Consider the following 18104-nt stretch of genomic DNA (forward strand, 5'->3'; position numbering starts at 1 on the left):
GCTTTTGTGATGTTCGCTGCGCTCACATTTTTACACAAAAGCTCTGCTCCGCTATGTCGCGCTGAGCCAGGCGTTATTGTTCTGGAGAAGTAAATGCCATTTGAGTTACCTGAAGATCAACTTGAAATTACTGAGAATGAGCTTGGGGCAAGGCTTCCTGCGGCTTATCGATCTTCTATGCTGAAGTCGAATGGCGGCCATGCATATCTTGGTGAAGATGATTGGGATTTCTATCCTATAAAAGATGTGTCGGATAAAAAGCGAATCTCTCGCACGTGTAACCACATACTTAGCGAAACAGAATCATGTAGAGAGTTTGGCTACTTTCCAGAGGGGGCAATTGCTATAGCTGGTAATGGCTGCGGAGATCAATTAATTCTCCTTAGAGAGGCAGGTGTAATTCTCGATAAAGTCAGCGTTTGGTCGCATGAAGATGGTTCGGTTTCTGAGGTTGCCCCGGACTTCAGTGCTATCGAAAAACAATAACAAGGCCGGGCAATTTGCTCCGGGCCTGTGGCCCTCCGCGGGACAGCTTACCTTGTGCACGTTTTGCGCGGGTCGCTGCGCTCCCATTTTCGCGCAAAAAGCGCACAAGGTAAGCTGCCCCTGCCGGCGGCGTTATGTGAGCAGCGTGAAAGATCCGCAATTTGACACTTGGATAGATTGGCTCAATAGCTCTAACTGGAGAACCTTTGAGGATGGGTTTCAATGCCTCATGCAATCGATTGATCAGCATGTTGAATTCATCGTGCCCTTAATGCTAAAAGAAGAAAGCCCTGATATGCGGGCTAAGTATATTGAGCTAATTGGCTACGCATCAGGTAAAAAATACATACCTTTACTTGCGGATGAACTGAAAAGTACGCACAGAGACGTTAGAGCTTGGGCATATGTGATGCTTCACGATAAAGAGTTCGTTGAGGCTAAAGCAATCGTAGCCAGCTTTGAATTAGAGCATCCAAACGAAGATTTCTTGGTTGGCTAGTACACACATAACAATCACAGGCAGCGAGGCTACGGCCCTTCGGGCTTCCGCGTGACGGCTTACCTTATGCACGTTTTGCGCGGTCGCTCCGCTCCCATTTTTGCGCAAAACGCGCATAAGGTAATCCGCCCCTGCTGTGGGCGTTATGCTCCTTTCCAGCATAGGACCAAGCAAAACTCATGTTAAATAGAGGACGAAGTAAAAATGAAGAAGTATTTTTTAGTTGTATTGGTATTCCTGTTCAGCACGCTTGCTTGGTCGGGAGATCTCTCAAAGGTGAATGTACTTGATGGGAAGGCCTCTATTCTCACACCTGCAGGCTTTGAGCCAATGCCCAAAGATCTTTTGGCAATGAAATACCGTTCTTCAAGAAGGCCAACCGAAGTTCTAAGTGATGAAACGGGTGGTGTGACTTTGGCTTTTAATCATACTAATAATGCTATGAATCCATCGCAGGTCCGGGAAGCGCATAGCACCATTTCTGACATGTTTCACAATATGTATCCTTCTGCAAAATGGATAAGAGATGAAGTGATTGAGCAAAACGGGAGCACTTTCATGGTTATGGAGCTAGTAACGCCGGCGAGGGATACGAAAATCCACAACATTATATACGGGACGTCTGTTGATGGACGCTTTTTGCTTGCTGCTTTTAATACCACAGTGCAACAAGCAGAAGAATGGTTACCAGTTGGCAGAGAAATAATGTCTTCTCTATCCGTGGACCAGAACTAAACATAACCAGGGGCTGCAGCGGACCGCTTTTCCGGCGCGGTGCGCCTCCAAATCGGCCGCTGAGCCCGGGCGTTAGGTACAAGAGCATGTCAGTAATATCAAAACTAATGGAAGCTACGGAAGCTGATACCGATGTGCTTCGGAGCTTGGATAGTAATGGGGATGACTTCAGCAAATTTAGAGAAGTCGATTTCACATTCAAGTGTCCTAGTAAGGAAAAAGCCGATACGGTCGCTGGCTTTCTGCAAGATTTCCAGTATGGAAGAGCGAGCGTGATCCTTGAAGAGGATCAGTACATGGTGCAAGTTCTGATCGACATGCCGGTAACACAAAATATTTTGCTTTGCGTTTCCGGTTTTATGACCTGTATCGCAGAGTTATACGGTATCGAAATTGATGGCTGGGGCTGCATTGCACAAAATGGTACCTAACAAAGCCGGGCAATTTGCTCCGGGCCTGCGTCCCTCCGCGGGACAGCCTACCTTGTGCACCTTTTGCGCAGGTCGCTCTGCTCCCATTTTTGCGCAAAATGCGCACAAGGTAAGCAGCCCCTGCCGGCGGCGTTAAATGCAAGACTTACCCACGTTTAGTAGAGACTACTTGATTTTTAAATGATCCGAACTGCTAACAAGGCTGATGCTGTCGCTATTGCCAAAATCTACAACCATTATGTAGAAAACACCACAGTGACATTTGAAGTCATGCCAGTTTCCATTGGGGATATGGCATCGCGTATAGACCATTGCCTGGCGAACAGCCTGCCCTGGCTAGTGGCAGAGGATTCGGAAGGCGTTTTGGGCTATTGCTACGCTACGAAGTGGAAAGAGCGCGCGGCTTATCAGCATTCGGTTGAGGCTTCGGTCTACGTGGAGCCAGCGTCGATGGGCAAGGGCTGGGGAACCCGGCTCTACAGGCAGCTACTCTCCGAGCTCAGGCGCCTGGAAGTGCATGCGGTCATGTGCGGCATTACATTGCCCAATGAAGGCAGCGTGGCACTGCATGAAAAACTTGGCATGGTCAAAGTCGCGCACTTCAAGGAAGTCGGGCGAAAGTTTGATACGTGGATCGATGTCGGATACTGGCAGTATCTGCTTCCTGACAAGTGCGAACGGTGATCTGGAGGCAAGTGTTGGCTTCCACAAGGTGTAGTATGCCTGCCGAGCAATACTTGAAAGTTACTGGTGGGATGTCTTTATGGAATTGATCATTCTCCTTATCATCATCGTCGCTGTCCTGGTACTACCGCTGAAAATGGCAGCAGCAATGATCGGGGCGCGTAATACAGGCACGTTCTATTGTCTGTTTGCCTTGCTGTTGGCTGTGGTCATTCAGCGGGTTGCCGGCGGCATGATCCCCGGGGTGACTCAGGAACTTGGTTTCCTGATCAGTATTCCCCTGGCGGCCCTCGCTTATATGCTGGTACTGGGCACCGGCTTCCTGAAGGGGATTGCAATTGCCTTGGTGCAGGGGTTGATCACGGTTGCCGCTGTGCTGCTGCTGGGCTCGACATTGGCAGCGATTTAACGAGTCCGGTTGGGGCTTTGCCTGCAAGTGCCCTAGCAGTCAGATTTTATTTGGTGGCCGCTTGTTTGACGTCAAGTGGAGCGGTACCACGAATGATGGTCAGGACGATTTCGCCTACAGGGATGCCAAACTTGGTTAGCTTGGATTCGTTAATCAAGACCCGGTCAGATACCAGGTACATGCGGTCATCCACATTAACCTCGATCGTATCACCGTTGTAGGGCACTTCGAGCACGTAGCGGATAAACATCGCGTTACCGCTGACCCGCACCTCGGCATCGCCAATCACATCTTCGGCGCGGCCGATAAAGGTACGCACTGAGGGTGCTGATACGCGCTCAGTAGGTATCAGTTGCCAGTTGCGAAACTGCACTTCGCCGTCATCAAACACAAAGCGCTCAGCCAACAACCCCACGCCGCCGTCCCAGCTACCCTGCAATTCGGCATTGAAGCGGCGGGTCACCTTGCCACTGCGGTTTTTGAGCACGCCGTGGGCACTGAGGGGGCCGTTAAAGAACTGTTCGGGGACCAATTGGGGCTGATTGCCCTGGTACTCCTCGATGCCAACTGAGCTGCAGGCAGCCAGTAACAGGGACATGGCTACCAACAGCAGGCCTCTGGTGATGGGGGGCATGGGCGCGGGGCTCCTTGTCTGGTTTTCCGGGGAGTCTACGCAGCCAATATGCGTGCAGACCACCAGTCATCTCCATCTGTGCTCAGCCTAATCCATTCTGCTTCGACGGTAGCTGATATCACGCCGGATTGGCGTCACATTATTCGAGAGCGATCCCCGCCGCCTCCAGACGCTGTTTGAGGGGGCTGAGTTGCTCGGCAAACATCTGCCAGCGACCGACGGAGAGGCTGTGCATGGGCTGGCGTACCTGGGCGGCACTGGCAGTGGCTGTCGCACTCGAAGTGCGGTGAAACTCCAGGCAGTCAGTCTCGAACGGCAGGCCCAGGCTCTCCAGCAGTAGCCGGGTCTGTGGCTCCTGCTCCCGGACCAGCTGATCGTAATTGACCTCGATAAGGCGATCGCCGAGTAGTCGGCGCCAGTGCGCCATCAGCCGGTGATAACCGATGTAGTAGTCCGCCAGCTCCCCGAGGGTGTAGGAGAAAGGGTAGGCGTCTGCAAACAGTTGCTTGTACATGGCGAAGCAGCTGTCCAGCGGGTTGCGGTAGACATGCACCAGTCGCCCCTGTGGAAAGGCCCTGGCAAGTAGTGGGAGATACAGGAAGTTGGCCGGCAGCTTGTCGGTAAATAGCGCGCTGCCGTCCTGCAAGTAGGCGATTTCCTCGCGGTACTGGGTAGCGGCGCGCTGCAAATCCACGGTATCGGCCCGCGCGGCAATTGCCGGCTGGAATAATCCGGGCTGACGGATGTTGCTGAGCCTCTTCACTGCCAGAGGCCATTGTGCAAGCTCGCCGAGGGACTGAACCTGGCTGTGACTGGCTATGATGCGCTCTACCAGTGTGCTGCCCGATCGCGGCAGGCCGAGGATGAAAATGGGCTCGGATGTATGGGCCCTGGGTGTTGGCGGTGTGGCTGTGAGCCAGCGCTCATCCAGGCGGGCAAGCAATGTATCAAACAGGGCCTGATCCTCGCTGGCCTGGTACTGCAGGCGCTGTCGCTGTTTGTCCGCGCCCTGCTGGTAATGTTTCCAGGCCTGGTCCCAGCGCTCCAGATCCTCATATTCCTTACCCAGCGCGTAATGGAGGTACACCGGGGCTTCGCCGCTCGCATGCTGTTGTGCCAGCAGTGCTTCCATTTCCTGGCAGTGATCGCTATCCCGGGCCTTGCGTGCCTTGGACAGCTGCCAGTGGCTGCGGGCATGGGCGGGATCGAGCTGCAGTGCATGTTCCAGTGTTGCGGCTGCCTCACGGTTGGAGCCCAGAAAAAGCTGTATGGCGGCGGCGTTAGAGAGAATGCTGATGTCCTGCGGTGCCAGTTCGGCGGCACGCTGAATGAGAGGACCGGCCCTTTCCTGTTTACCGATATGGCTGAAAACGGTGGCGAGCAGGTCCAGTAGCTTGGGGTTGTGTTCGGCAGGCTCGATGCATTGCAGTGCCTCCTGCTCGGCTGCTGCGGGTCGTCCGGCCTGAACCAGGCACCGTGCTTTCTGAATGCGGGCATCGAAGCGGGCTGGATCGATTTTCAGCACGGTATCGAATGCTCGCAGGGCCATATCGATCTTGCCGCCCTCGGCGGCGGCGAGGCCCAGAACCAGGTGCGCGTCAGCCTGTCGGGGATCCTGCTTCAGGATCTCGATACAGAGTGCGGTCGCCGTTCGCCAGTCCCTGGCGGACACTGCGTCGCGTACCCGCCCGAGTTTTCCGCTGATGTCTGTCTGGCTCATGGGTACCTCCGTAATACTGGCCATGGCGTCTGCCGCGCTTCGCCGAAGCTGCATTATAGAGCGCGGAAACAAAAAAGGCGGGGCCGGGCCCCGCCTAACGATCCTGTGAGAGGAGTCGGATCAGAACTCGTAGGAAACGTTCACGCCGAGAGTGCGGGGCTGACCTACATAGTAGAACTGGCCGCGCTCTCCATAGCGCTTCTCACTACGTACACCGGAGAAGTAATACTCATTGGTGACGTTATCGGCGAACAGCGAGGCGCGCCACTGGTCAAGGCGATAGTCGGCAGACAGGTTCGCCACGACGTAGGAGTCCAGGGTCTCGTTGTCGAAGTTGTCACCAAGGCTGTTCAGGCGGGTCTGCACCTCATCCTTGTAGTAGGCGTTACCACGCAGGGTGAGCTCACCGGTGGGGACATCGATGGCATAGTCGAACGCCACGTTCGCCTGCAGGTTGGGTACACCCGGGAAGCTGTCACCATCGAAACCATCGATCTCGGGCGCGTCGCCTTTCAGTGCATGATCGTAGTAGGTGATCCAGCCGCTCAGGGTCAGGTTGTCAGACACGGCTGCCTGGGTGGAGAGTTCCAGACCGGTGATCTCACCCTGGTTGGCGTTGCCGGTGATGTTAATAGCCTGAGCTTCTGACTTGGTTGGTACCTGAAGATCCTTCCAGTCGATCATGAACACGGCACCGTTAAAGATCACAGCGCCCTGCGCGAGGGTGGTATGCCAGCCCAGCTCGTAGTTGACGGCGGTATCTGATTTAAATGCCTTCTCGCTGTCGAGCAGCTGGGGCCCGATATTGGTGCCGCCGCGGCGGAAGCCTTCTGCAACAGTCGCGTAAAGCATTACGTCATCGCTGAAGTTATAGGCCGTATTGAACTTGAATACGGTGTCATCGATGTCCCCGGAACCGGCGTCACACTCGGCTTCAACGGTATCGCGTGACCAGTACCACCAGACTGGCAGCAGTGTGCAGTCGTAAGCGAAGGACTCTTCCTGTTGGAAGTAACGGGCGCCCAGCGTCACCTGCAGCTGATCATTGGCGTGGAAGGTGGCTTCACCGTAAACCGCGCGCTCTTCAAAGGTGCTATCGCTGTAATGCCAGTATTCCAGCTCGCCGTAACCGGTATCGATACCGGCCCAGTCCTGGTAGCCGGGTGTGTACTCGCGCGCATCCAGCAGTGTCTCGGTTTCCTCATAGTAGACACCGGCGATCCAGTCGAGCCAGTCCGGGGAGTTGGCGTCGGTGGATAGGAAGCGGGTCTCGTGAACCAGTGACTCTGACTGGTTGTCATCCACAGTAAAGCCAGAGAACTCCGGGAAGTCACAGTATCCCGGCCAGATGTCAACGCACAGCAGGTCGGTCTGGTCGCGGTTGCCAATGCCTTCGTACTCAGCCAGCGAGGTGGTGGAGAAGATCTCGATGGCGTCGCTGTTCCAGCCGAATTCCACGTTGAACAGGGTGTCCTTGTTCTCGCGCACTTCTTCATAGCGCAGCGCGGAGGCGAAGTCCTCACCGGTGAATGCCGGGTTCACAGCCTGGCGACCACCGGCCTTGGAGTCCTGCACGTAGTAGTTACCCTGCGCGAAAAACTCCTCGGTGGGTTCCCAGCGCAGGGAAACGCGGGCGGAGTTGGTCTCTTCGGTATTGGCATCATCGATGGTGCGCTCGGCATTGCTCACGCCGGGCTCTACCAGCACGTTCTTGTAGTCCACGAAGCCGGCATCATCGACCCGGGTGCCGGAGAAGCGCAGGGCCAGCGTGTCGGACAGGGGCAGGTTGAAGACGCCGCTCACCTCGCTGGAAATACCGTCGCTCTCGCTGTTCTGATAGATCTCGGTGCTGATGGAGCCCTCGGTCAGCTCCGTGGTCGGCTTGTTGAGGATGTAGCGCAAGGTGCCTGCCATGGCGCCGCGCCCATAAAGGGTGCCCTGGGGGCCGCGCAGGACTTCAACACGCTCGATGTCTACCAGTTTGAAGTCGATCAGCAGGGGAGTGTCGTTGACGTAGCGGGAAATGATGTCCTTACCGCCCTGGTTTTCGGACGCTTCCAGGCCGCCGACATTCATACCGCGCAGGGTCACAAGACCGGTACTGCGGGGGCCAGCGTCGATCATCTGCATACCAGGTATGAACTGCACCATCTTGGTCAGGTCATTGGCGCCAACATTTTCCAGCGCTTCACCGGTGACCGCTGTGATGTTGTAGGGAATATCCTGAATAGATTCGGAGCGGCGGCTGGCCGTTACAACGACTTCCTCCAGGGCCTGAAACTGCTGCCCGCTTTCCTGGGCCTGCACAGCCAGCGGAACGGCGTTACTGGCAGCGATCGCCAGGGCGATGAGCTTTTTGTTGTACTTGGTCATAAGGGTACCTTTGACTTCTCGTTGCTTTCTTTAATCGTTGTTGTGTTTATGTCCGGAAAGTTGTGTCCGGTTAAGACAGCTCTGTTGCCCGCGGGGTATGGCCGGCACCGGCTGTTTCATGCTGCTGCACTGATATTGCATAGCAAAACTTGTGCCACGGGATGCGGCGGCTGGGCGTGAAAGAGCCAAAAAAAGAGAGATAAAACTGAAACACGGAAACCTGCCATAAGTGGATGAACTACGGAGAGATCAGGCAGGCTGAGATGAAATCGATCGGCCGCCCGCTACCCAACGGTGGTAGCGGAAGTCAATTGTTGAACCATTCACTCAGGTGGTAATCGCAGCAGCGCCGGCAGAGCGGATCGCCTGTTGCGATGGTGTTGTGGTGCATGCCGGTATTCTTATATGAGTCTTAAACTGGGTTTTACTGCAATCCAGATCAGCGCGCAACCGAGCGATGCCGCTCCGAAGCTCTGGGGCAAAGATAGGCAAGTTTTTCCGGGAAAAGACAGTTTAGGCAGGTGGCCGGCCGGGGATAGAAGTCGCCCGGCCGAGAGTGGGGGGATGATGCTCCGCTCAACCGTAAGCTTCGAGCGCCGGCTTGCCATCCCCGGGCAGCGGTAACTGGGGCAGGTCTGCCACCGCCTGCATGAGGCCCTCCTTGTACAGTTCCGCTGCGGCCTCTTTTTCCCCCAGTGCATACAGCAGGCGCGCAAGCTCGGCAGAGGTGGCGGGGTCTGAGCGCAACAGCAGGCTCTTCTCGAAGATCTGCCTGGCCTTGCCCCAGAGTTCGTTGCGCAGGCAAAGGCGCCCGATACAGGTGAGCAGGTCGCCATTCTCGCCGTATTCCTTCATCCAGCCCTCGGCGACGGTCAGCTGTTCGGTGGCATCGGCACCGGTGAGACAGCCATACAGACGGGCCAGTTCCGGTCGCCACTCACGGTTCAGTACCCAGCGCAGGTGCTTTTCCGCTTCTTCATCGCGGCCGATTTCATGCAGCAGCTCCCCGTAGAGGCTGCGCAGGGCCATGTGACGCTGCCAGCGACCGCTGAGTCCCTGCCAGATTTCACTGAGCTTTTCCGGGTCGCGGCGGCTGGCGGCATCGCGCAGCTGGTGCTGGTAAATTTCCAGCTCCAGTTGTTCCATCTGGTCGTCGGGCATGTTCGCGTGTTTTTCCAGCTCCGGTAGCAGGTCGCGCAGGTGCTTCCAGTCGCCGAGCCGGTAGTAGGCTTCTTTCAGCAGCTGCAGCACGGCCGGATGTTTGGGTTCCACCTGCTTGGCCCGCTCGAGGGAAGCAATGCATTGCTCGTAGTGCTTGTCGAGCAGCTGCATGCGCGCCTGGCTGAGGGCGACTGCCAGGCGGGTGTCGTCACCGCTGGCCTCGGCCTTGGCCAGCAGTTCATTGGCCTCGTCCCGGTAGCCGAGTTCATAGGCGCTGCGCGCGGCGGCAAGGTAGTTGATCAGCGGTGCGTCAGAGCGCGGGGCACTTTTGAGCAGCTGGCGCCGGGCGCGGGCCCAGTTGCCCTCCATAAATTCCACCAGCCCGTTGGTCAGGCGGCGGCGGGCGACGCGGGTGCGACCGAAGCGGATACGGCTGACACTGCCCTCGACTCCACGCAGCAGGCTGCGCAGCAGCCAGAAGGCGAGAAAAATCAACAGCAGGGCCAGTGCAAGCGCACCGACGGCGACCCACAGGTTCATCTCGATGCGCTTGCCGCCGACAGCCAGCAGCAGGTAACCGGGATAGCTGCGGATCATTTCCGCGAGAAAGGCCCCGAACAAGAGGAAGGCGAGGCCCGAAAACAGGAAGCGTTTCATGGTGTCTCCCCCTCGCGCTCGACCGGCTCCACGCTCTCTGTCTTGTGCAGCTGCTCGATGTAGTTGTGCAGGGCACTCTGGGAGGCGGCGAGGCTCGGGAGTTCTACCTCGATATCGAGTTGGGAAAGTTTCTGCAGCTCGCCTGCCAGCACCTCACGCTGATGGCTGGGAATGCCGTAATCGAGCAGCAGCTTTCTGGCCCGCAGCAGGGAATCGCGGAACACCGTGCCGTTTTCCCGCAGCAGCGCCAGCTCGGCCTGTTCCATATTCAGGCGCAGGCTCTGGCGGAAGCGGGCCTCACTCTGGGGCGACAGCAGTACCGGGTCGATATCGCCGTCGCGTATGCGCACCGACTCCTGCATGAATCGCAGGAAATTGTCCCAGCTGCGCTCGACCGGGCCCTGTTCGCCACTGGCCTCACCGGCAACCAGTTCCGAGGTGTCCCGGGTCGCCAGGTCGAACTCCGGCTGGATGTCAGTGCGCAGCAACTGCTCCTCCAGGGCCCGCAGGCGCAGGAAAATTCCCTCGCGGTCGATATTGTCCACCAGTTTGAGGGCAGTGAGATCCCGGGCCAGTTGCTGGCGCACGGCATAGAGGTCCGGGAGGTCAACACGGCGCAGGATGGTGTCCACCTCTTCGAGCAGGCCCAGTGCGGCACGACTGTCCCGCTCGAGCAGCAATCGCTGGTTGGCGAGGCGCAGCAGGTAGTCGGCCTCTGCCAGTTGCCAGTCCTGGCGGCTGACATTGCCCAGTTCACTGAGTCTGCCGGCCTGGGCATTCAGGGCCCGTTGCATGCGTGCCAATTGCTGCTGCAGCTCGGCGATCACCTGATCCTGGCGCTCCACTTCCTGGGCAAGCGCAGCGGCTGCCTGCTCTACTCGCTCCTGGCGGGCATTGCCTGTCGGGGTGGACGGTTGCGTGGTGGTTAACGGTTCCCGGGTGCCGGGAGCAGCGGGCGCGGGGTCCGGGGGTGGGGTAGTGGGCGCTGCGGTGTCGCCTCGCTCCGCTGGCGTGACAGTGGGCGCTTGCTCCGGCGCAGCGGACGCCTGGCTGCCCGTTCCATTCGCTGCCTGGTCGTTGCGGTCGGGCTGGTCGCCGCCGGGCAGGCGTGCACGCAACTCCGCGAACCCCTGCTGTACCTGTGGCACGTTGTACCAGGCCCAGGCGCCGCCCCCGCCGAGGATCAGCACGGTGAGCAGCAGCCACAGCCAGCCGAGCCCCCCTTTTTTGGGCGGTGCGCTCTTCTTTGCTGACGGCTTGCTGCCCCGATCCTGCTTGGCCTTGGCAAAATTGCTCTTGGGTTCGGCCTTTTCCGTCACTGTTGGCACATCCTTGCCGGAAGCCGGATTGGTTTCGGGTTTGGCGGATTTTTTATCAGTCATGGCGGCCGCAAAGAGGTGGAAAATGTCGTCAAATTATAGCGACTTGCGACACACCATAGTCAAAGGGTGGCGTGCAATTAAAAAAATGTACTGAATCGGGGCGGGGGAAACGGCTCACTGGCCCCGCAGGGTACGGCTGAGAGCTTCCAGCATGGCATCGTCACCGGCATTGGTGGCTGCGATAGTGCGGTCGAAACCCAGTTCTGCGCCCATGGCCGCCACCCGCCCACTGGGGCAGACCAGCAGGGCGTGGCGAAGGTCGGTGCGGCCGGTAGTTTCGATACAGCGGGCCAGGTTCTGCAGTGTCTCGCCGCTGTGCACGGCGATGGCATCGGGCTGCTCCTGATAGCCGGCCAGCATGGCCGCAGCTTCGGCGGGCAGCTTGCGGTGATAAAGCTCGCAGTAGTCGACCCGGGCGCCCCGATTGCGCAGCGTCTCGCCGATCAATGGCCGGCCGCCGCGTCCGCGGAATATCAGCACCTTCTCGTCGCGGGGTTTGCGCAGCGCCGGCAACGCCAGCAGGGCTTCCGAGTCCATGCTGTCTCCGGCGCTCTGGCAGTGGACACCTGCCTGCGCCAGTGCCGCTGCGGTTGCCGCGCCGATGGCATAGTAACGGGGGCCCACCGGCAGCTGTGGCCAGTAGCTGTCGAGCCACTCAAAGCCGTAGTGCACCGCGTTGCGGGAGACGAAGATGGCGTGATCCGTCTGGTCGAAATCCAGCACCCGCTGTTTGATGGCCAGGCAGCCCTCCGCGTCGCTGACCGGTTCGATGGCCAGCATGGGGATGCAGTCTGAGTCCGCTCCAGCCTCCTGCAGTCGGCGGCACCAGCCGGCGGCCTGTGCGGTCGGCCGGATGACGAGGATGCGCCGGCCCAGCAGGGGCTGCCCCATGGCGATCAGACCGCCTGGAGGATCTTGTCAGCACCGTTGGCGAGCAGCTCTTCGGCCACGGCGATGCCCATCGCCTCGCCATCGGTGACCGGCCCACGGCGTTCGGCGCGCACCATCTGGTCGCCGTCCGGACTGCCAACCAGGCCCCGTAACCAGAGTTCGTCGCCCTCCAGTACGGCAAAGCCGCCAATCGGTACCTGGCAGCTGCCATTGAGCCGGCGCACGAGGGCGCGTTCGGCCACCAGCCGGGCACTGGTGTCGGCATGGTGCAGCGGGCGCAGGAGAGCTTCCAGCTCGGGATCCTGGCGGCACTCGATACCGACGGCGCCCTGGCCACCGGCGGGCAGCAGGATCTCGGGGGCGAGGAAATCACGGATGCGGTCGTGCATTTCCAGCCGCAACAGGCCGGCGGCCGCGAGAATAATGGCGTCAAAGTCTCCGGCATCCAGTTTGGCGAGCCGGGTATTCACATTGCCGCGCAGGAATTTCACCTGCAGGTCCGGGCGACGCGCCAGCAGCTGGCACTGGCGCCGAAGGCTTGAAGTGCCAACCACGGCACCCTTTGGCAGCGCGTCGATACCGGCGAAGTGATTGCTCACAAAGGCGTCGCGGGGATCTTCGCGCTCGCAGATCACCGGCAAGTGCAGCCCCTCGGGAAATTCCATCGGCACATCCTTCATGGAGTGCACGGCGATGTCGGCACGCCCGTCCAGCATGGCCTTTTCCAGCTCCTTCACGAACAGCCCCTTGCCGCCGACCTTGGCCAGCGGGATATCGAGCAGCTGGTCGCCGCGACTCGTCAGGGGAAGGAGCTCCACGGTGAGATCGGGATGGTGCCTCTCCAGTTCGGCGCGGACAAACTCGGCCTGCCAGAGTGCCAGGGCGCTCTCACGGGTGGCGATACGGATTCGGGAGATGGACATGCTCGGCTATCGTTCGCTTGAGAAATGGCCGGCAATTCTAGCAGAGACAAAGGCACGTTGTGCCCGGTCGGAGAATCAGCTGCCGTGTGCCCGCAGCCAGTCTTCGAGGATGATGCGCGCGGCGATGGAGTCCACCGGGTCCCGGGCGTAGTTGCCCCGGTGCCCGCGTTCGAAGGCCTCTTCCTTGGCGGCGCGGGTGCTGAGCCGCTCGTCAGCGAATTCCACCGGCAGCCCGGTGCGGCCATGCAGGCGGTTGCCAAATTTGCGCGCCCGCTGGCTGAGTTCGCTTTCGCTGCCATCCATGTTCAGAGGCAGGCCGACCAGCAGCAACTTGGGCTGCCACTCGTCGATCAGGCGCTGCACCTGGTTCCAGTCCGGCTGTCCCTCCTTTGCCGGCAGCGGTGGCAGCTCGCGGGCGCTGGCGGTCAGGGTCTGGCCGTAAGCAGTGCCGATGGAGCGGGTGCCGAAGTCGAAGGCGAGGGCGGTGAGGGGTTTCATAGTGACTGCTGCGATGTTTATGGCGTGGGTGGCTGCACCGTCGGGTGTCGGACTGCCGGTGCGCCTGGCCGGTCAGGCGTGCCCGGCCTGGGAGCCGATGCCGCTGAGGTCGATGCCATGGCGGGCGGCGGCCGCCTGCCAGCGTTTCTCCGTGGGGGTGGCAAACAGGATCTCCGGCTCTGCCGGCAGGGTCAGCCAGGCATTCTCCAGCAGCTCCTGTTCCAGCTGCCCGCCTTCCCAGCCGGCATAACCCAGGGCCACGAGCACGTCGTCGGGGCCGCGCCCGGCGGCGAGGGATTCAAGGATATCCTTGGAAGCCGTCAGGCTGATGTCCTCGTTGACCTCGACGGTGGAGTCAAAGCGCATGCCGGTGCCATGCAGCACAAAGCCCTGCTCCGGGGACAGCGGGCCGCCCAGCAGCACCGGTTCCTCGCCGCGCTGGCTGTGGTCGTCGAGGGACAGCTGGCGGAAGACCTCGTGCCACTGCACTTTGCTGGGCACATTGACCACGATCGCCATGGCGCCTTCGGGGCTGTGCTCACAGACGAAGGCAATGGTCTGCTTGAAGCGCGAGTCTTCCATGCCGGGCATGGCAAGCAGGAACTGGCCGCGCAGGCTGTTGTGGGTGAGGTCGCTGTCGATATTGTGGTGGTGCATAGATTCAGTCTAGTGCGGACCGGGACAGTGGTGCTCAACCGCGCGGCTTGCCAGCGCCCGCGGCGGTGGAAAAGCCGGTCATCTCAAAGCGCCAGGTGCGGATAATTTCCAGGCGATCGGCCTCTTTGCGGATCTCGGCCGGGAATGGCGCAAACGGGGCCGACAGGCGCACGATCTGCTGGGCGGCGTCGTCCAGGATCGTTTCGCCGGAGGACTCGAGGATGCGGACTTCCTCCACGGCGCCGCTGGGCAGAAGGCGCACCATCATGCGCAGGCTGCCGGTGATCTGCCGCTGCAGCGCCTCCTCGGGGAAGTTGTCATTGCCGACGGCCTCGACCCGCTGGCGCCATGCGTGCAGGTATTCGGCATCCTCGGAGGCGCGGGTGGCCACGGAAGTGAGCCGTCGCACGCGCGGGCGCTGGGCGATGGTCTGGCGGATCTTGTCCAGCCGCGCCTGCAGGCTGGCGATCTCCGGGTTGGAGAGTGGCAGGTCGTTGGGCGCATTGCCCTGTTGCTCCTCCGACGGTTGGTCCTCGGCGGGGAGTTCCGGGGCCTGTTGGGGGCTCTCGCCGATGGTGGTGACCAGCTGGCGACGCTGTTCCGCCGGGCGTGAGGCGCGCTGTTGGGGTAGTGGGTTGACCTCGCGGACAGCAGTGTCGGCCATCTCAGCGCGCCGGTTGCTCGAAAGCTCGCGCGGATCCTCCGCCGTGCCGCTGGCTTCCTGGTTGTGCTGGGCCAGGTAGTCGGCATCCTTCGGAGCGGCGACGGTGTGGTGCTGGGCCAGGGTAACCTCCAGTGTGGGCGGTGCCTGACGGCCCTCTGGCGCACTGAATGCCACGCCGAATATCACCAGCGCGTGGAACGCACCGGCGAGAAAAAGCGCAAACACGAAGCGATCGTGCTGGGCAGCCTGAAGCTGGTTCGGTTTGGCGGTGGAAGTCATTATTGGTGTTTTGATTACTGCTCGGGTTACCGCGATCGGCCCTACTGGCCAGTCAGCATACGAGTTTACCCTTTTTGTGCCAGCCGGTCTGTGATGGCGCGCATCAGCAGGCCACCGATATCCGTGCCGTAGGCGCTGTCGATTTCCCGCACGCAGGTGGGGCTGGTGACATTGATTTCGGTCAGGTAGTCGCCAATCACGTCGAGGCCGACGAACAGCAGGCCCTTTTCTTTCAGGGTGGGTGCCACCTGTTCCACGATCCAGCGGTCCCGATCGGTCAGCGGCCGGGCTTCGCCCCGTCCGCCGGCGGCCAGGTTGCCGCGGGTTTCGCCGGCCTCGGGGATGCGGGCCAGGCAGTAAGGCACGGCCTCGCCATCCACGACCAGGATGCGCTTGTCACCCTGCTTGATCTCGGGGATGTAACGCTGGCCCATGATCTGCCGGCGGCCATGTGCCGTCAGCATTTCCAGAATCGCGCCCAGATTGGCACCATCCGGCTTGCAGTGGAAGACGCCACTGCCGCCCATGCCGTCGAGGGGTTTGAAGATGACGTCCTTGTGGCTGGCATGGAAGGCGCGCAGCCTCGCCATGTCGCGGCTGACGATCAGGGGTGGGCAGCACTGGGGGAAACGGGTGGCGTAGATCTTCTCGTTGCAGTCCCGCAGTGACTGGGGCTTGTTCACGACGAGGGTGCCCTCGAGTTCAGCGGCCTCGAGGATGTAAGTGGAGTATACGTACTCGTTGTCGAAGGGCGGATCCACCCGCATCAGGATGGTGTCGAGCTCGCCCAGGGGCATCGGTGCCGGTTCGCCCAGTGCAAACCAGCGTTGTGCATCGTCGAATACCTGCAGGGGCCGACCGACACCCATCGCGCGACCGCCGTCCAGGTAGAGGTCAGATTGCTCGAAGTAATACAGGGTGAAGTTACTGCGTTGGGCGGCCTGGAGCAGGGCGAGCGTTGTATCTTTCTTGAAGCTGATATTGGCGATGGGGTCCATCACCACGCCTAGGGTCTGGCTCATAATGTGTTCCGTGCAGGCTAAAAAATCGACAGGCGACGGCGCCGGGTGAAGATAAGGTAAGAGTTGCCCGCTACCGGCGCAACCGTTTGCGGCGCTGGCGTCGGGGCGCAGCGGGATCGAGACGCAGGCAGTTCAGTCGCGTGTCAGGTAGATTCACCGGTGCTTCTGTGATAAAAGTTGCCACTGTTGTGCGACCTTGGCGAAGGTGTCCCCTGCACGGTAGGTGGGCAGTCGCTGGCAAAAACCTGTCGACAAGGCGCCCAGACCCCGAAACGCGGTAAACAATATAAGGGTCCGCGGCAATTGCGGACGCGGGGCCCGAAAATAAGTAATCAGGGGATTCAAGAATATTATGGAGCTCAACTGGGAAAGCCTGACGGTCATGGTGATCGACGACAGCAAGACGATCCGCCGTACCGCTGAAACCCTGCTGCAAAAAGCCGGATGTACCGTCGTCACTGCAACAGATGGTTTCGATGCGCTGGCAAAAATTGCAGACTCGCGCCCCGATATCATCTTTGTGGACATCATGATGCCGCGCCTCGACGGTTATCAGACCTGTGCCCTGATCAAGAACAACAGTGAGTTCCGGTCCACGCCGGTGGTCATGCTGTCGAGTAAGGACGGCCTCTTCGACAAGGCCAAGGGGCGGGTCGTTGGCTGTGATCAATATCTGACCAAGCCGTTCAGCAAGAGCGAGCTGTTGGGGGCGATTTCCGCCCACGCCAAGCCGCATCACGCCGCCTGATTTTACTGCGGCCATGCGGCTGGCAGGACCTGTGCGCTATCTCTGCGTAGAATAGGTCCCCGGATCCGGGCGCGAGTGGGTGCGTCGGGTCGCGCTACCGGTGCACGATTGGGCATCGGTGGTTTGATAACAAGAAAGAAAAAGGAAGTGCGGGCAGCTGGTCCCGGTCGAGGGATGCAGGCCTGTAAATAACGACAACACAAAACTGCTGTGCCCTGCCGGGTACAGCGGGCCATCAATGTTGCGGGGAACCAATGGCACGAGTACTCATCGTCGACGACTCTCCTACCGAAACTCACAAGCTCACCACCATTCTGGAAAAAAATGGCCATGCCGTCATTGCGGCGACCAATGGCGAGAATGGTGTGGACGTGGCGCGGCAGCAGCGCCCGGACGTCATCCTCATGGATATCGTCATGCCGGGCCTCAACGGCTTTCAGGCCACGCGCCAGTTGAGCAAGGACGGAAATACCAGCGGGATTCCGATCATCATCGTGACCACCAAAGACCAGGATACCGACCGGGTGTGGGGAATGCGCCAGGGTGCGCGTGCCTACCTGACCAAGCCGGTGGACGAGGGCAAGCTGCTGGGCACCATCGAGGAGGTGTTGGCCTAGGCCAGCCGCAATAACCTGTGCAGTCAAAGAAGACTCCCTATCTCGCGCTGGTCGAAATGGCCAGCCGCGCCAAGTCCCAGGCCGCTGGCCTGCCCGGCCGCCAGGAGGTCAAGCCCTACTGGAGCGGTATCGGCTTTTCCCTGCTGGGTCACAAGTTCGTTGCGCCGATGGAAGACGTGGCGGAATTGCTGGAAGTGCCGCAGCATACGTTCATTCCCGGGGTGCAGTCGTGGGTGCGCGGGGTCGCCAATGTGCGTGGTCGCCTGCTGCCGCTGTTTGACCTGGCGGCTTTCTTTGGTGGCCACCTGCAGGGTGCGCGCCAGCAGCGCCGTGTACTGGTGATCGAGCGGGGCAAGACATACGCGGGCCTGATTGTGGATGAGCTGCACGGTATGCAGCATCTGGCCCTGGAATATGCGGACCATGCCCCGGGTGACCTGATGGAGTCGTTCGCACCGATGGTCAATGGTCAATTCAAACTGCAGCAGGGTCGCTGGCTCGTTTTTGATATTCCCGCACTGCTCAACGACTCTCAGTTTATGGATGTCGCGGTTCACTGACGGCATCAGCCCGGCTGCTCCCGCCGGGTTTCGATCAAGGGAGAGCAGGTGCCGACAGTCAGCCGCAACAATGA

General features: G+C 59.9%; 20 protein-coding genes. 9 read left to right on the forward strand and 11 right to left on the reverse strand.

Annotation, left to right across the window (positions count from 1 at the left end):
- Positions 1–93 precede the first annotated feature (93 nt).
- From LVD12_RS14475 to LVD12_RS14500, 6 genes are all read left to right on the forward strand, one after another.
- Complete coding sequence (locus LVD12_RS14475; protein WP_237068442.1) at positions 94–486, forward strand: SMI1/KNR4 family protein; 393 nt, start codon at positions 94–96, stop codon at positions 484–486.
- Between the two features lie 145 nt (positions 487–631).
- Positions 632–985 carry a HEAT repeat domain-containing protein gene (locus LVD12_RS14480; protein ID WP_237068443.1) on the forward strand — a complete coding sequence of 118 codons (354 nt, stop codon included), beginning with the start codon at positions 632–634 and terminating at the stop codon, positions 983–985.
- Positions 986–1189: 204 nt separating this feature from the next.
- The gene (locus tag LVD12_RS14485) at positions 1190–1720 is read left to right on the forward strand and encodes a hypothetical protein (RefSeq protein ID WP_237068444.1); all 531 of its coding nucleotides are present in this window, start codon (positions 1190–1192) and stop codon (positions 1718–1720) included.
- Between the two features lie 86 nt (positions 1721–1806).
- Entirely contained in the window at positions 1807–2151 is a 345-nt protein-coding gene (locus tag LVD12_RS14490) for a ribonuclease E inhibitor RraB (protein WP_237068445.1), read from the forward strand.
- Positions 2152–2331: 180 nt separating this feature from the next.
- Positions 2332–2835 carry an arsinothricin resistance N-acetyltransferase ArsN1 family B gene (locus LVD12_RS14495; protein ID WP_237068446.1) on the forward strand — a complete coding sequence of 168 codons (504 nt, stop codon included), beginning with the start codon at positions 2332–2334 and terminating at the stop codon, positions 2833–2835.
- 79 nt (positions 2836–2914) lie between these two features.
- Positions 2915–3244, forward strand: a complete 330-nt coding sequence (locus LVD12_RS14500; protein WP_237068447.1) for a hypothetical protein — start codon at positions 2915–2917, stop codon at positions 3242–3244.
- 46 nt (positions 3245–3290) lie between these two features.
- On the opposite strand, the gene LVD12_RS14505 is transcribed toward LVD12_RS14500, so the two are convergent.
- The 11 genes from LVD12_RS14505 to gshB all read right to left on the reverse strand — a co-directional run bounded on the left by LVD12_RS14505 (position 3291) and on the right by gshB (position 16105).
- Positions 3291–3878: a DUF3833 domain-containing protein gene (locus tag LVD12_RS14505; protein ID WP_237068448.1), complete on the reverse strand. Its 588-nt coding sequence runs from the start codon at positions 3876–3878 to the stop codon at positions 3291–3293.
- 139 nt (positions 3879–4017) lie between these two features.
- A complete protein-coding gene (locus tag LVD12_RS14510) occupies positions 4018–5598 on the reverse strand; it encodes a tetratricopeptide repeat-containing sulfotransferase family protein (RefSeq protein WP_237068449.1) in 1581 nt (526 codons plus the stop codon).
- A 120-nt stretch (positions 5599–5718) separates the two neighbouring features.
- Complete coding sequence (locus tag LVD12_RS14515) at positions 5719–7971, reverse strand: TonB-dependent receptor (RefSeq protein WP_237068450.1); 2253 nt, start codon at positions 7969–7971, stop codon at positions 5719–5721.
- 576 nt (positions 7972–8547) lie between these two features.
- The gene (locus LVD12_RS14520) at positions 8548–9789 is read right to left on the reverse strand and encodes a heme biosynthesis HemY N-terminal domain-containing protein (protein WP_237068451.1); all 1242 of its coding nucleotides are present in this window, start codon (positions 9787–9789) and stop codon (positions 8548–8550) included.
- Positions 9786–11171, reverse strand: coding sequence for a uroporphyrinogen-III C-methyltransferase (locus tag LVD12_RS14525; RefSeq protein WP_237068452.1), 1386 nt, complete (start codon positions 11169–11171; stop codon positions 9786–9788). The genes LVD12_RS14520 and LVD12_RS14525 overlap by 4 nt, the downstream gene beginning before the upstream one ends.
- A 114-nt stretch (positions 11172–11285) precedes the next feature.
- Entirely contained in the window at positions 11286–12062 is a 777-nt protein-coding gene (locus LVD12_RS14530; RefSeq protein WP_237068453.1) for a uroporphyrinogen-III synthase, read from the reverse strand.
- Between the two features lie 5 nt (positions 12063–12067).
- The gene (gene hemC / locus LVD12_RS14535) at positions 12068–12985 is read right to left on the reverse strand and encodes a hydroxymethylbilane synthase (protein ID WP_237068454.1); all 918 of its coding nucleotides are present in this window, start codon (positions 12983–12985) and stop codon (positions 12068–12070) included.
- A gap of 75 nt (positions 12986–13060) precedes the next feature.
- Positions 13061–13483, reverse strand: a complete 423-nt coding sequence (ruvX, locus tag LVD12_RS14540; RefSeq protein WP_237068455.1) for a Holliday junction resolvase RuvX — start codon at positions 13481–13483, stop codon at positions 13061–13063.
- Positions 13484–13555: 72 nt separating this feature from the next.
- A complete protein-coding gene (locus tag LVD12_RS14545) occupies positions 13556–14140 on the reverse strand; it encodes a YqgE/AlgH family protein (RefSeq protein WP_237068456.1) in 585 nt (194 codons plus the stop codon).
- A gap of 34 nt (positions 14141–14174) precedes the next feature.
- Positions 14175–15083, reverse strand: a complete 909-nt coding sequence (locus LVD12_RS14550) for an energy transducer TonB (protein ID WP_237068457.1) — start codon at positions 15081–15083, stop codon at positions 14175–14177.
- A gap of 65 nt (positions 15084–15148) precedes the next feature.
- Positions 15149–16105, reverse strand: a complete 957-nt coding sequence (gene gshB, locus LVD12_RS14555; RefSeq protein WP_237068458.1) for a glutathione synthase — start codon at positions 16103–16105, stop codon at positions 15149–15151.
- Between the two features lie 352 nt (positions 16106–16457).
- On the opposite strand from gshB, the gene pilG reads away from it, so the two are divergent.
- The 3 genes from pilG (at position 16458) to LVD12_RS14570 (ending at position 18030) form a co-directional block, all read left to right on the forward strand.
- Entirely contained in the window at positions 16458–16853 is a 396-nt protein-coding gene (gene pilG / locus LVD12_RS14560) for a twitching motility response regulator PilG (RefSeq protein WP_067084389.1), read from the forward strand.
- Positions 16854–17107: 254 nt separating this feature from the next.
- Complete coding sequence (gene pilH, locus LVD12_RS14565; protein ID WP_237068459.1) at positions 17108–17470, forward strand: twitching motility response regulator PilH; 363 nt, start codon at positions 17108–17110, stop codon at positions 17468–17470.
- A gap of 17 nt (positions 17471–17487) precedes the next feature.
- Positions 17488–18030 (forward strand): chemotaxis protein CheW, encoded by a 543-nt coding sequence (locus LVD12_RS14570; RefSeq protein ID WP_237068460.1) that lies wholly within the window; start codon positions 17488–17490, stop codon positions 18028–18030.
- Positions 18031–18104 lie beyond the last annotated feature (74 nt).

The organism is Microbulbifer guangxiensis (assembly GCF_021729075.1).
Lineage (GTDB): Bacteria > Pseudomonadota > Gammaproteobacteria > Pseudomonadales > Cellvibrionaceae > Microbulbifer > Microbulbifer guangxiensis.

What these genes read in the sequence shown, in the direction of transcription:
- LVD12_RS14475 (WP_237068442.1), top strand. Translation starts at nt 94, where the DNA reads ATGCCATTTGAGTTACCTGAAGATCAACTTGAAATTACTGAGAATGAG.
- LVD12_RS14485 (WP_237068444.1), top strand. Translation starts at nt 1,190, where the DNA reads ATGAAGAAGTATTTTTTAGTTGTATTGGTATTCCTGTTCAGCACGCTT.
- LVD12_RS14490 (WP_237068445.1), top strand. Translation starts at nt 1,807, where the DNA reads ATGTCAGTAATATCAAAACTAATGGAAGCTACGGAAGCTGATACCGAT.
- LVD12_RS14495 (WP_237068446.1), top strand. Translation starts at nt 2,332, where the DNA reads ATGATCCGAACTGCTAACAAGGCTGATGCTGTCGCTATTGCCAAAATC.
- LVD12_RS14500 (WP_237068447.1), top strand. Translation starts at nt 2,915, where the DNA reads ATGGAATTGATCATTCTCCTTATCATCATCGTCGCTGTCCTGGTACTA.
- LVD12_RS14505 (WP_237068448.1), bottom strand. Translation starts at nt 3,878, where the DNA reads ATGCCCCCCATCACCAGAGGCCTGCTGTTGGTAGCCATGTCCCTGTTA.
- LVD12_RS14510 (WP_237068449.1), bottom strand. Translation starts at nt 5,598, where the DNA reads ATGAGCCAGACAGACATCAGCGGAAAACTCGGGCGGGTACGCGACGCA.
- LVD12_RS14515 (WP_237068450.1), bottom strand. Translation starts at nt 7,971, where the DNA reads ATGACCAAGTACAACAAAAAGCTCATCGCCCTGGCGATCGCTGCCAGT.
- LVD12_RS14520 (WP_237068451.1), bottom strand. Translation starts at nt 9,789, where the DNA reads ATGAAACGCTTCCTGTTTTCGGGCCTCGCCTTCCTCTTGTTCGGGGCC.
- LVD12_RS14525 (WP_237068452.1), bottom strand. Translation starts at nt 11,171, where the DNA reads ATGACTGATAAAAAATCCGCCAAACCCGAAACCAATCCGGCTTCCGGC.
- LVD12_RS14530 (WP_237068453.1), bottom strand. Translation starts at nt 12,062, where the DNA reads ATGGGGCAGCCCCTGCTGGGCCGGCGCATCCTCGTCATCCGGCCGACC.
- hemC (WP_237068454.1), bottom strand. Translation starts at nt 12,985, where the DNA reads ATGTCCATCTCCCGAATCCGTATCGCCACCCGTGAGAGCGCCCTGGCA.
- ruvX (WP_237068455.1), bottom strand. Translation starts at nt 13,483, where the DNA reads ATGAAACCCCTCACCGCCCTCGCCTTCGACTTCGGCACCCGCTCCATC.
- LVD12_RS14545 (WP_237068456.1), bottom strand. Translation starts at nt 14,140, where the DNA reads ATGCACCACCACAATATCGACAGCGACCTCACCCACAACAGCCTGCGC.
- LVD12_RS14550 (WP_237068457.1), bottom strand. Translation starts at nt 15,083, where the DNA reads ATGACTTCCACCGCCAAACCGAACCAGCTTCAGGCTGCCCAGCACGAT.
- gshB (WP_237068458.1), bottom strand. Translation starts at nt 16,105, where the DNA reads ATGAGCCAGACCCTAGGCGTGGTGATGGACCCCATCGCCAATATCAGC.
- pilG (WP_067084389.1), top strand. Translation starts at nt 16,458, where the DNA reads ATGGAGCTCAACTGGGAAAGCCTGACGGTCATGGTGATCGACGACAGC.
- pilH (WP_237068459.1), top strand. Translation starts at nt 17,108, where the DNA reads ATGGCACGAGTACTCATCGTCGACGACTCTCCTACCGAAACTCACAAG.